The following is a 12,092-nucleotide window of genomic DNA, read 5'->3' on the forward strand; positions in this document are numbered from 1 at the left end:
TTGTCAGTTGCGTGTTGTCAATTGACGGTGATCGCGCCGCTGGCGGACAGCGTCAGCCGCCGGCCGGCCAAAGCCTGCTGCCGCTCGGCTGGAAACCGGAGCGCTGGCGGTGCTTGCCAGCCCATTTCGCGCGCGACGATGATGCCGAGCAGCAGGATGGCGTCGGGCGCATCCATCAGGATCGCGGCCGGGGCCTTGCCGGCATGGACGAGTTCCAGCAGCACGGCCGAAGCCGAGGAGGAGCCGATCGTGCCCGGCAGCGCCAGCACCGTGCCGGCGATGCTCGCGCCGCGCTGCGGATGGCGCGCATCGATGATCAGGCCGGTTTTGGGATCGACGCCGCCCCAGAAGCTGATGGGGGCGGTGAGCGCCAGACATGACGCGGAGACCGCTTCGCCCGGGATCAGGATCTCAGCCGTCAGCTCCATTGCTGGGCCTCCCTGACGAGGCGGCCCGCGACGGCGCTCTCGACGCATTCCGAGAGCGAGCCATAGGTCACGGCATAGCCGGTATTGCCTGGCGCACAATGTGCGAACTTACCGGAATTGGTCATCAGCACCGCGCCCTCGATTTCAGGCAGGATCGGCGTGACGACGACGCAGGTATCGACCACGAAGACCACGCCCGCCGCTTCCAGCGCGGCGCGGCGGCCATCGGCAGCGAGCGGCCCCACCACATGGCGGCCAGTATTGGCATAGAGCGGCGCGGCGAGCCTGCGGCCGGCGAGCAGCCGCTCGACCTCCGCGATCTCGGCCAGGGAGAGATGTGGCGAGCCGATCGCGACAGCGTCGATCCGCTGCGTCGTGCCGGCGGTCGAGAGCCGCGCCAGTGCCGCCTGCAACTCCTGTGGGGTCAAGACAAGATGCTCGCGCGGCGGGACATGCCCGAGTGCGGTTGCGGCATCGGGCGCTTCCGGCGTCACGCCCGCGACATGGAACAGCCCGACGCCGCCGGCGGAGGCTGCGGCCGCGCCCAGCGCCTTCAGCCGGTCCTCATTGGTGCAGCCTTGCAAGCCCTCGATGACCGCGACCGCACTGCCGGCGGCGCGGCCGAGATAGGTCCCCAGCACCGGATAGAACACATCCGAGCTGCGCAGGGTTGATGACAGGCCGCTGACGTCGATCAGCAGGGAGGCGACGCGATTCTCCGGCCGGTGCAGGCCGTAATCGGGTGCGCAGCCGGCAATGGCGCAGGCAATGTCGAGGAAATCGCCATAGCGGTTGGTTCGCGCGCCGAGCACTGAATTGCAGAAGATGACGGCGTTGGACTCGCCCCAGGCGACATCTGTGCCCACAGCTGGGCGATGTCCCGCCTGATAGGGCGCGCAGGTCCAGGAGGGCTCGCAGCCCATGGCCTCATAGGCGCGCATCATCCGCCCCGCCATGTCGCGCTCATGCGCGGGCAGGCGGATCGCGGCGCAGCCGGCGGGGGCAAGCGCGCCGACATTCAAGGTGGCACGCACCGCGACCCTGGCGCCGCCCGCGACCAGCCTTTCGGCGAAGAGCGTGCCGGAATCGCCATGATAGAGCGCGCCGTCGATATGGGCGGAGGCGATCGGGATCAGCCTCGGCGCCCCCATCAGGCGGGCGGCCTCCGTGACGATGCGCAGCGCCATGGCGGCGCCTTCGCCTTGCGCGCCTGAGGCGATGCTGCGTTCCTGGGCGGAGAGTTCAAGCATCGGAATCCATATACTCCCGCTCCTCTTCGTAGAGAGCGAGGATGCGGTCGATGATTGTGTCAGTCGCGCCGCGATAGGTCGTCGGGTCGAAGAGCTTGTCGAGCTCGTCGGAGGCCAGCTTGCCGGCGAGGGTGGGGGGCTCGGCAAGCACCTCCTTGAGATGGCGGCCGCTGGCGATGCAGATGCGGCTGGCCTCCTCGAGCAAGTGATGTGCCTCTCCCCTGCCGATGCTGGCGGCGAGGGCGAGCGAGACGCGCTCAGCCATGACCAGGCCATTGGTGAGCTCGAGATTCTGCCGCATCCGCTCGGGGAAGACCTGAAGCCCTTCGATCAGCGTCACCATCTGGTTCAAGGCGGAGCCGGCGATGGTGAAGAGCTCCGTCATCGTCAGCCATTCGGCGTGCCAGCCGCCCATAGCGCGCTCGTGTTCCTGCGGCATGGTGGCGAGCATGGTCGAGACCAGGCCAGGTGCGCGCTTGGCGGCGGCGAGGATCAGCGTGCACAGCACCGGGTTGCGCTTGTGTGGCATAGCGGAGGAGCCGCCCTTGCCGGGGGCTTCCGGTTCGGCCAATTCACCGATCTCGGTTTGCGCCATCAGCGCGATGTCCTGCGCGATCTTGCCGAGATGGCCGATGAGGATGCCGAGGCCGGTGGCGATCCGTGCCGGGCGCTGGCGTTCTGTGTGCCAGGGCGTGTTGACGGCGCCGATGGAAGGCATCGTTCTGCCGAAGGCCTGAAGGACGGCCTCGGCCTGCTCGCCGAGCGAAGCCAGCGTGCCCGCTGCTCCGCCGAGCTGATGCGCGGATCGGCCGTAGATCATGAAGTCGTCGTGGAAGGAGACGACAGGGCCGAGCCAGTTCGCCGCCTTGATGCCGAAGGAGATCGGCACGGCGTGTTGCAGGAACGTGCGGCCGATCATCGGGGTGTGGCGATGGCGCCTTGTCAGCTCAGCGAGGGCCTTCGCAAGACGGGCTGCTCGCTTCAGAAGCAGCTCCCATGCCGCGCCATATTGCTGCGCATGGCCGGAATCGATCACATCCTGGCTGGTGGCGCCGTAATGCACCCATTTCGCGGCTTCGGGATCGATTGCGGCGACGCGGGCCGTCAGCGCCTTGACCAGCGGGATTGCAGGATTGCCGGCCAGCGTCGCCGCCTTGCCGATGGTGGCGATGTCGTAGAACTCCGCCTTGCATTGCGCACCGATCGCTTCTGCGGCCTCGGCTGGGATGACGCCGGCCGTGGCTTCCGCGCGGGCCAGCGCCGCCTCGAAATCCAGCATGCCTTGCAGCGCCGCGCGGTCGTCGAGCAGCGCTGCCATTTGCGCATCGGCGAACAACTCGCCGAACAGGCCGAGAGAGCCGCTCATCTGTCCACGGACCGGGGCGCGGCGGGCGTAGCTTGGGCGCTGTTCACTTTTGTCCCCTTGTGCAGCGAGGGGCTTTCCGCTCATGGATAGCCGACCCGAGCCTTGGATAGACCCGAGGCATGGCCGGCTGCAACAGCGGCGGGGTCGGCTTGATCTTGGAATGAGGGAGTAGCGGCATGGCGATGACGATGAATGGCGAGGTCACCTTGCCGGCTGCCAAGGATGTGGTCTGGGCCAAGCTGAACGACGCGGAGGTGCTCAAGGCCTGCATTCCCGGCTGTGATCAACTGACCAAGGACGACACTCATTTCTCGGCGATCGTGAAGGTCAAGCTCGGGCCGGTGAAGGCGACCTTCCGAGGCAAGGTCGAACTTGTCGACCTCGACCCGCCCAATGGCTATCGCATCCAGGGCGAGGGTGAGGGCGGCATCGCGGGCTTTGCCAAGGGCGGCGCCAAGGTCGCGCTCAGCGACGCCGAGGGGGGCAGACGCTGCTGCGCTACGATGTCGAGGCGCAGGTCGGTGGTAAGCTGATGCAACTCGGCGCGAGGCTGATCGATTCGGTCTCGAAGAAGCTCGCCGATGAGTTTTTCGCCAATTTCGCCAAAGCGGTCAGCGAAGGCTGACGCGTTCTTCGGCATCAGAACGGTCAGCGAACTGAGCGCGTCAGGACACCTGTCTCAGCGCCGTCAGCGCCTCGCTGACGGTGGCCTCCGCCGCGCCGACTTGAAGTGCGATCTGTGAAGCGACGAGGGTGGCGCGTTCGATCGCCCTCGTCGTCGTCTCCAGGCTGTCGCCGACGGCTTGGGCGCTGGCGATCGTGTCATCCGAACACCCGGCCACATCCGAGGCGTCGCGCGCTATGCCCGAGGTGACGAGGCTCTGCTGGGCGACCGAGTCGGATATCGCCTCGGAATCGCCCCGGATTTCGCCGATCGTCGTGCTGATCGATGCGGCATGCTGGCCGCATGCCGCGGCGTTTGCCGAGAATTCGGTGATCTGGCGAGAGATTTCCCGCGTCGCATTGGCTGTCTGCGTTGCCAGCGACTTTACCTCCGAGGCAACGACGGCGAAGCCGCGCCCGGCTTCCCCGCTCGGGCCGCCTCGATCGTGGCGTTGAGTGCGAGCAGATTGGTCTGCGCGGCGATGTCTGCGATCAGGCCGAGAACCGAGCCGATGCTGGCGGTCGATTCACGCAATTGCGTGATCGCGTGGTTCATCGCCTCGGCGTCGCCGACGGCGCGGGTGGCGATGGCGACGCTTTGACGGGCGCGATGGCCGATCTCGCCGATATTAGCCGACATCTCTTCGGTCGCGGCTGCCGTCTGGCGGGCGCGGTCTCTCATCATTTCGGCGGCACGCGTGACATCGAGGACCTGTGTCCGGATGAAGGCTGTCGCGCTCGTGGTTTCGTCTGTGGCGCCGACGAACTGCTCAACGGCGCCGCTGATCGTCGAATCGAGCGTGCCGATCCGTGATTTCAGCATATGCGCGGCGGTGTCGAGCGCGTCGCGGCGATGCCTGGCCTCCGCGGCCTCAAGGGCATGATCCAGGGTGATAGCGGTATTGATGTCCATGACCAGGACGTTTTCGATGATCTCCATGTCTCTCGCGAAACGGCTGGGAGACAGCAGAGAGGCCAGGCGCGGCTTCGTCGCGATTGCTCTGAAAAGGGCCCCCGCGATCGATACGCGGGAACGGGTGCCGACCTTGACGGCGCGCTCCAGCATGCACATGCGCTCCATGGAGGTGTGGTAGCGCTCGTCGAAATCACCTTCAAAGATCAACCTGAAATGCTGCTCCGTGATCTCGTAGAGGTTCTCGTTTAGCGGCGCGATGCTGTCTTTCAGCCCGGGATGGATCTGGCGACCGTAGGAGAAGGCCTTGGCGACGATGCCTTCGATGACGAGATCGACGTGCTTGCGATAGCCCCGCAGCGCGGTGCGCTTTTGCTCGCCGTAGCCTGTCGAGCGCAGGCGGCGTGCGACCTGTTCTGAAATCGATGTCAAGATCGGCCCTCGCGCCGCCGCCAAAAGCGCTCCAACGCGCTGGCTCACGGTGAGTGGCCCCGGTTAAAATTCCGGCAATGCGACATAGGTACGCGGTCTCGCAAATTCTGGTCGAGCTCCAGCCGAACGCGATGAATCACCGCGAAACGGTACAAAACAGCCTGCCTTGTCTAGATGTCCCCGGCTTGACCGCGCAAAAATGCGGGTCCACATTCAATTTCGAGCTATTCCAAGGAAGAGCTGCTCTTCGTCGATTGCGGTCGCGCGAGGGGAGATTACGCTACGGCTTCGAGATGTCTTAGCCGGGCGCCAGACCCGGGTCCCAGGAGGAATGCCCCATGGCCACCGTTTCGATGACGGTGAACGGCAAAGCCGTCACCGGCACAATCGATCCCCGTACTCTGCTCGTTCAGTTCCTGCGCGAGAATTTGCGCCTGACGGGCACGCATGTCGGCTGCGACACCAGCCAGTGCGGCGCCTGCGTCGTCCATGTCGACGGCAAGGCGATCAAGTCCTGCACGACACTGGCGCTGTCGCTCGAGGGAGCCTCCGTGACGACGATCGAGGGGCTGGCGGCGAACGGTGTGCTGCATCCGATGCAGGAGGCTTTCCGCGAGCATCACGGGCTTCAGTGTGGCTATTGCACGCCGGGCATGATCATGGCGGCCGTCGATATCGTGAACCGGCGCGGCCACGCGCTCGATGAGCAGACGATCCGCGAGGATCTCGACGGTAATATCTGCCGCTGCACCGGCTACCACAACATCGTCAAGGCGATTGCAGCCGGGGCCGAGGCCATGGGCGGCAAGGCGAAGCCGGCCCGCCAGGCCGCGGAGTAAGGCGTTTCGCCCGCGCTATCCCGCGCGGGCTTTTTCTCATGCCATGACGTGCCCGCCAGAGGCGCGCTGCGAGGAGGGAACACCAATGTCTTCTCAATCAAGCTCCGCCACCGGAATCGGCGCCTCAGTCCGCCGCAAGGAAGACCACCGCTTCATCACGGGCCAGGGTCGCTATACCGACGACATCAACCGCCCCGGCCAGGCCCACGCCTATTTCCTGCGCTCGCCCCACGCCCACGCCACGGTCAACAAGATCGACACCAAGGCCGCAGCCAAGATGCCCGGCGTGCTTGGAATCTTCACAGGCGACGATCTCACTTCCGATAAGGTCGGCGGGCTGATCTGCGGCTGGATGATTCACAACAAGGACGGCTCGCCGATGCGCGCCGGCGCCCATCCGGCCCTGGCCCAGGGCAAGGTCCGCTATGTCGGCGACCATGTCTGCGTGATCGTCGCCGAGACGCTGGCCCAAGCGCGCGACGCGTCAGAGGCAATCGTCGTCGATTATGGCGTGCTGCCGGCGGTGGTCGACACCGCAAGCGCCGCCAAGGCCAAGACCGTGGTCCATGCGGAGGCGCCCGACAACACGGTGTTCAACTGGCATCTCGGCAACAAGGACGAGACAGAGAAGGCCTTCAAGGCGGCCAAGCATGTGACGAAGCTCGACATCGTCAACAACCGACTGGTGCCCAACCCGATGGAGCCGCGCGCGGCCGTCGGCGATTACGATCAGGGTGAGGGGGCATTCACGCTCTACACCACAAGCCAGAACCCCCATGTCGCCCGCCTCGTGCTCTCGGCCTTCATCGGCATCGCGCCCGAGAACAAACTGCGCGTGATCGCGCCCGATGTCGGCGGCGGCTTCGGCTCGAAAATCTTCATCTACGCTGAGGAGACGGTTTGCGTCTGGGCGGCCAAGAAGGTCGGCCGGCCGGTGAAATGGACGTCGGACCGTTCCGAGGCCTTCCTTTCCGACGCGCATGGCCGCGACCATGTCACCCATGCCGAGCTCGCGACCGACGCGGATGGCAAGATCACCGGCCTCAGGGTCAAGACCACGGCCAATCTCGGCGCCTATCTCTCGACCTTCTCTTCCTCGGTGCCGACCTATCTTTACGCGCCGCTGCTCTCGGGCTCCTACGACATCCCGGCGATCTATGCCGAGGTCGATGCGGTCTACACCAATACGGCTCCCGTCGACGCCTATCGCGGGGCGGGGCGGCCGGAGGCGACCTTCGTGGTCGAGCGGCTGGTTGAGGTCGCGGCGCGCGAACTCGGCAAGGATCCGGCAAAATTCCGGATGCAGAACTACATCAAGAAGTTCCCGCACCAGACGCCGGTGATCATGATGTACGACGCCGGCAATTATGGTGCGGCGATGAAGAAGGCGCTGGAGATCATCGACTATAAGGGCATCGGCAAGCGCAAGCGCGACTCGGCCCGTAACGGCAAGCTGCGCGGCATCGGCTTCTCCTCCTATATCGAGGCTTGCGGCATTGCGCCGTCGGCCGCTGTGGGCTCGCTCGGTGCCGGCGTCGGCCTATGGGAATCGGCGGAGGTCAGGGTCAACCCGATCGGTACCGTCGAGGTTTTGACCGGCTCTCACAGCCATGGCCAGGGCCATGAGACGACCTTCGCCCAGCTCGTCTCCGACAAGCTCGGCATCCCGATCGAGAACGTCTCGATCGTCCATGGCGACACCGACAAGGTGCAGATGGGCATGGGCACCTATGGCTCGCGCTCCGGCGCGGTCGGCATGTCGGCGATCTTCAGGGCCGTCGACAAGGTCATCGCCAAGGGCAAGAAGGTCGCAGCCTATGTGCTGGAGGCCGACGAGGCCGACATCGACTTCGCGGATGGGCACTTCAAGGTGAAGGGCACGGACAAGACGCTCGATTTCGGCTCCTGTGCGCTGCAGGCCTATGTCGCGCACAAGTTCAACGGGCAGGATCTCGAGCCCGGGCTGAAGGAGGGCGCGTTCTACGACCCGACCAATTTCACCTTCCCGGCCGGCGTCCATATCTGCGAGCTCGAGATCGACCCCACGACCGGCGTGACCCATATCGAGCGCTGGGCGGCGGTGGACGATTTCGGCAATGTCATCAACCCGATGATCGTCGAGGGGCAGGTCCATGGCGGCATCGCCCAAGGTGTCGGCCAGGCGCTGCTGGAAGGGGCGAAGTACAACAGTGACGGGCAGCTCGTGACCGCGAGCTTCATGGATTACTGCATGCCCCGCGCCGACGATCTGCCATCCTTCGATGTCGGCATGACAGTGACGCCATGTCCGTCCAACCCGCTCGGCATCAAGGGCTGTGGCGAGGCCGGCGCCATTGCCGCCCCGCCCGCCGTGATCAACGCCATCACCGATGCGCTCGGCCATGAGGACATCGCCATGCCGGCGACGCCCCAGGCGGTCTGGCGCGCGGCGCAGAAGAGCATCAAGAGAATGGCTGCCGAGTAAGCATCGAGAGGGCGGATGGCGGCGTGTGGCCGTCGTTCGCCTATCCAGCGCCTGCGACGTTTCGAAAGGGATCATGCCCATGTACGCCTTCACCTTCCATCGCCCGGCCACGGCGCGCCAGGCCGTCGGTCTCCTCGCCAAGAAGGAGGACGCCAAATTGCTCGCCGGCGGACACACGCTGCTTCCGACGATGAAGCAGCGCCTCGCTTCGCCAGGCGCTCTCGTCGATCTCGGCGGCTGCGCCGATCTCAAGGGCATCGAGCGCAAGGGCCGCACGGTCGTGATCGGCGCGATGACGACCCATGCCGAGGTCGCGGCTTCGCCAGTCGTGCAGGAGGCCATTCCGGGCCTGGCCTATCTCGCCTCGCATATCGGCGATCCGCATGTGCGTCATCGCGGCACGATCGGCGGTTCGGTCGCCAATAATGACCCTGCGGCGGACTATCCCGCAGCCTGCCTCGCGCTGGGGGCGACCATCGTCACCAACAAGCGCAAGATCGGGGCGGACGAGTTCTTCACCGGCCTTTACGAGACCGCGCTGGAGGAGGGCGAGATCATCACCAAGATCGCCTTTCCGCTGGCCTCCAAGGCTGCCTATGCGAAATTCCGCAATCCTGCCTCGCGCTATGCGCTGGTCGGCGTCTTCGTCGCCAAGCGCGGCTCCGATGTCCGCGTCGCGGTCACGGGCGCGGGCGAAGGCGGCGTCTTCCGCTGGCCCGAGGCTGAGGCTGCTCTGAAGGCGCGCTTCACCGCGAAATCGCTCGATGGCCTCAAGGCCTCGGCCAAGGGCATCAACGCCGACATGCATGCCGATGCCGAATATCGCGCCCATCTGATCGGCGTGATGGCGAAGGAAGCTGTGGTGCGCGCGACCGGGAAGTAGGGCGCTGCATAATCGAGCTTTGTCGAGGGCGATGTCGTTCGGCATCGCCCTGAGACGAAACGGATCGCAACGATCGATCCAATCCGGGGGATGCGCCGATGAGATATGCCACTTTCGTGGGGGCAGCCGCCCTCGTGACGCTCCTCGCTCTGCCGGCCTCCGCCTTCGACGGTTGGCATCTCGAGAGTTCTGCCACGATCGAAGGCAAGGGTGCGGCCTGGGACTATATCAGCCTGGATGGCGCGTCCGGCCGGCTCTATATCGGCCATCGGAAGGAAGGTCTGCAGGTCTTCGACACCGCGGGCAGGAAGCTGCTGAAGACGCTCGACAATACCGCGACGCAAAGCTCGAACGGCGCGACGCTGATGCCCGAATTCGATCTTGGCTTCTCCAATAACGAGGACGGATCGATCACGCCGTTCAAGATGTCGACGATGGAGTCGCGCGCGCCGATCAAGCTCGGCGAGGAACTCGACACCAGCCACTACGATCCGGTCTCGAAGCGGATCCTGGTCAACATGGCCGCGGGCAAGGATGGCACGGAGCTCGTCGTCCTGCAGGCTCCCTCGCTCGAGAAGGTCGGCGTCATCAAGGTCGCAAGCAAGAAGCCTGAGCATGCCGACGGCGACGGCAAGGGCAACCTTTTCTTGGCCTCGCGCGACCTGGAACTGGTCTACCGCATCGACATGAAGGAGATGAAGGTCACCGCGGAGTGGCCCACTCCCGGATGCGGCCAGACCAACAGCCTGACAATGGATGCCGCCAACAAGCGCATCTTCTTGGGCTGCCGCGGCAGCGACAAGGCAAAACCTGCCTTCGCGGTGATGGATTCCGAAACCGGCAAGGTGATCTTTTCGCAGGAGGTGGGCGGCGGCAATGACGGCATCGCCTATGATGCGGAGCTGAAGCGGATCTTCCTGACCAACGGCGTCAACGCCGTCATGAACGTGTTCGAACAGGTCGATGCCAATACCTACTGGCAGATCGAGGCTCTGGGCACCCATGCCGGGGTGCGCTCGCTGGCGCTGGACGCCAAGAGCAAGAAAATCTTCGCGGTAACGGCCGAGGGCTCGGCCGATTATGCCAAGAAGGTGACGACGACCGTTTCGCCCTATTATGCCAACACGTTTTATCCGAATACGTTCAAGGTGTTGATCTACGCGAAATGATGTGATGTTTCCCATTGCCGTTGCCGCCTCGCCAGCGGCGACGGTGGTGTCGGGATGCGACTGGGTTCGCTCCTCCGTCGATTCCGTCGGGGTCGCGCCGGTTTCGGGACGCCTGGACGGTTGTCGTCAGGGGGCTCCGGGCAGGCCGGCGCACCTGAACCGGGAATGATGAGAGTTTGCGATGATTGCCTTGCCGGATTCCATCGACGCGACGCAGGCTCTCCTGCAATCGCAGGGCTATGTCGCCGACCGCTCGCTTGCGACCGTGCTGTTCCTGGCGCTGAGGATGAAGCGGCCGCTGCTACTGGAGGGCGAGGCGGGCACCGGCAAGACCGAGATCGCGAAAGTGCTTTCGGCTGCTTTGGGGCGCAAGCTGATCCGGCTGCAATGCTATGAGGGGCTCGACCTCGCCTCGGCGGTCTATGAATGGAACTACGCCGGGCAGATGATGGCGATCCGGCTGGCGGAAGCCGGCGGTGTGACGGGTGATCGCGAGCGGCTGGAGGCCGACATCTTCTCGGAGAAATATCTGGTCAAGCGTCCGCTCCTGCAGGCACTGGAGCCGCAGGAGGGTGGCGCGCCGATCCTGCTGATCGACGAGCTCGACCGTACCGACGAGGCTTTCGAGGCCTTCCTGCTCGAAGTTCTGGCGGATGCGCAGGTGACGATTCCCGAACTCGGCACGATCAAGGCTGCCGAGCCGCCGATCGTGATCCTGACCTCGAACCGCACCCGCGAGATTCATGACGCGCTGAAGCGGCGCTGCCTCTATCACTGGGTCGGCTACCCCGATGCGGCCCGCGAGCTCGCCATCCTCAAGGCGCGCGCGCCAGGCGCTCCCGCCAAGCTGGCGAAGCAGGTCGTCTCCTTCGTGCAGGCGATCCGCAAGGAGGAATTGTTCAAGGCGCCCGGCGTCGCCGAGACGCTCGACTGGGCGAGCGCTTTGGTGGAGCTCGACGCGGTCGCGCTCGATCCCGCGCTGGTCTCGGACACGCTGGGCGCGCTGCTGAAATACCAGGACGATATCCAGGCGATGCAAGGCTCGAAGGTGAAGGAGCTGCTGGATCAGGTGAAGGCGGAAGCGCGAGGGTGAGGCCGCAGACGTCGTTCTCGGGCGGAGCGAAGCGCAGACCCGAGAATCTCTTGCGGGAGATGGTCGGCTCAGGGCCGACCAAGACGCGCCAACAGAGGAGGGACACCATGTACAATGATCTCAAGGCGATCGAGGCGGCGACCTGGACCTATCTCAACGGACTTTATGAGGGCGATGTCGACAAGCTCTCCCATGTCTTCCATCCGACCAGCGCGCTGACCTCGGCGCAGGAGGACGGCGCGATCAAGATCCTACCGCGCGACCAGTGGTTGGAGTGGGTACGCAGCCGGCCCTCTCCGAAAGCCGCCGGCCTGGCGCGCGGCGACCATATCCTGACCATCGATCTGGTTGGGCCGACGCTGGCGCTGGTCAAGGTCAAATGCCAGATGCCGCCGCGCTATTTCACCGATCTCTTGTCCTTCCTGAAGGTCGATAGCAAATGGCAGGTCGTGCAGAAGGTGTTCATGACCGAGGTGCGGGAGTGAATAGCGACACTCTCCGTCATGGTCGGCCTTGTGCCGGCCATCCACGCCTTGTGACGTTGATACCGGTGGAAGCGAAGACGTGGATGCTCGGGACAAGCCCTAGCATG

At 65.0% G+C, this 12,092-nt stretch carries 9 protein-coding genes and 2 pseudogenes; 7 read left to right on the forward strand and 4 right to left on the reverse strand.

Translation table 11 applies throughout. The features are described from left to right. Nucleotides 1–17: 17 nt before the first annotated feature. From RMR04_RS10100 to pcaB, 3 genes are read right to left on the reverse strand one after another with little or no spacing between them, the layout of a single operon-like run. Nucleotides 18–428, reverse strand: coding sequence for an aconitase X swivel domain-containing protein (locus tag RMR04_RS10100; protein WP_311914511.1), 411 nt, complete (start codon nt 426–428; stop codon nt 18–20). Next, nucleotides 419–1,678, reverse strand: a complete 1,260-nt coding sequence (locus tag RMR04_RS10105) for an aconitase X (protein WP_311914512.1) — start codon at nt 1,676–1,678, stop codon at nt 419–421. The genes RMR04_RS10100 and RMR04_RS10105 overlap by 10 nt, the downstream gene beginning before the upstream one ends. Further along, entirely contained in the window at nt 1,671–3,044 is a 1,374-nt protein-coding gene (gene pcaB / locus RMR04_RS10110; RefSeq protein ID WP_311914513.1) for a 3-carboxy-cis,cis-muconate cycloisomerase, read from the reverse strand. The genes RMR04_RS10105 and pcaB overlap by 8 nt, the downstream gene beginning before the upstream one ends. Before the next feature lie 176 nt (nt 3,045–3,220). Here pcaB and RMR04_RS10115 point away from each other — a divergent pair. After that, nucleotides 3,221–3,669 (forward strand): annotated as a pseudogene (locus RMR04_RS10115) (SRPBCC family protein). 40 nt (nt 3,670–3,709) lie between these two features. Here the strand turns inward: RMR04_RS10115 and RMR04_RS32095 are convergent. Continuing rightward, nucleotides 3,710–4,788, reverse strand: a pseudogene (locus tag RMR04_RS32095) (methyl-accepting chemotaxis protein). Between the two features lie 602 nt (nt 4,789–5,390). Here RMR04_RS32095 and RMR04_RS10130 point away from each other — a divergent pair. The 6 genes from RMR04_RS10130 to RMR04_RS10155 all read left to right on the forward strand — a co-directional run bounded on the left by RMR04_RS10130 (nt 5,391) and on the right by RMR04_RS10155 (nt 11,985). Further along, complete coding sequence (locus RMR04_RS10130; protein WP_311914518.1) at nt 5,391–5,891, forward strand: (2Fe-2S)-binding protein; 501 nt, start codon at nt 5,391–5,393, stop codon at nt 5,889–5,891. A gap of 85 nt (nt 5,892–5,976) precedes the next feature. Next, a complete protein-coding gene (locus tag RMR04_RS10135) occupies nt 5,977–8,355 on the forward strand; it encodes a xanthine dehydrogenase family protein molybdopterin-binding subunit (RefSeq protein WP_311914520.1) in 2,379 nt (792 codons plus the stop codon). Between the two features lie 79 nt (nt 8,356–8,434). Continuing rightward, on the forward strand, nt 8,435–9,238 hold the full coding sequence (locus tag RMR04_RS10140) for an FAD binding domain-containing protein (protein ID WP_311914521.1): 804 nt from the start codon (nt 8,435–8,437) through the stop codon (nt 9,236–9,238). 98 nt (nt 9,239–9,336) lie between these two features. Beyond that, nucleotides 9,337–10,407 carry a YncE family protein gene (locus RMR04_RS10145; RefSeq protein ID WP_311914524.1) on the forward strand — a complete coding sequence of 357 codons (1,071 nt, stop codon included), beginning with the start codon at nt 9,337–9,339 and terminating at the stop codon, nt 10,405–10,407. A 181-nt stretch (nt 10,408–10,588) separates the two neighbouring features. Beyond that, nucleotides 10,589–11,500, forward strand: a complete 912-nt coding sequence (locus RMR04_RS10150; RefSeq protein ID WP_311914526.1) for an AAA family ATPase — start codon at nt 10,589–10,591, stop codon at nt 11,498–11,500. A 107-nt stretch (nt 11,501–11,607) separates the two neighbouring features. After that, the gene (locus tag RMR04_RS10155) at nt 11,608–11,985 is read left to right on the forward strand and encodes a nuclear transport factor 2 family protein (RefSeq protein ID WP_069692276.1); all 378 of its coding nucleotides are present in this window, start codon (nt 11,608–11,610) and stop codon (nt 11,983–11,985) included. Nucleotides 11,986–12,092 lie beyond the last annotated feature (107 nt).

This window comes from Bosea sp. 685 (assembly GCF_031884435.1).
Lineage (GTDB): Bacteria > Pseudomonadota > Alphaproteobacteria > Rhizobiales > Beijerinckiaceae > Allobosea.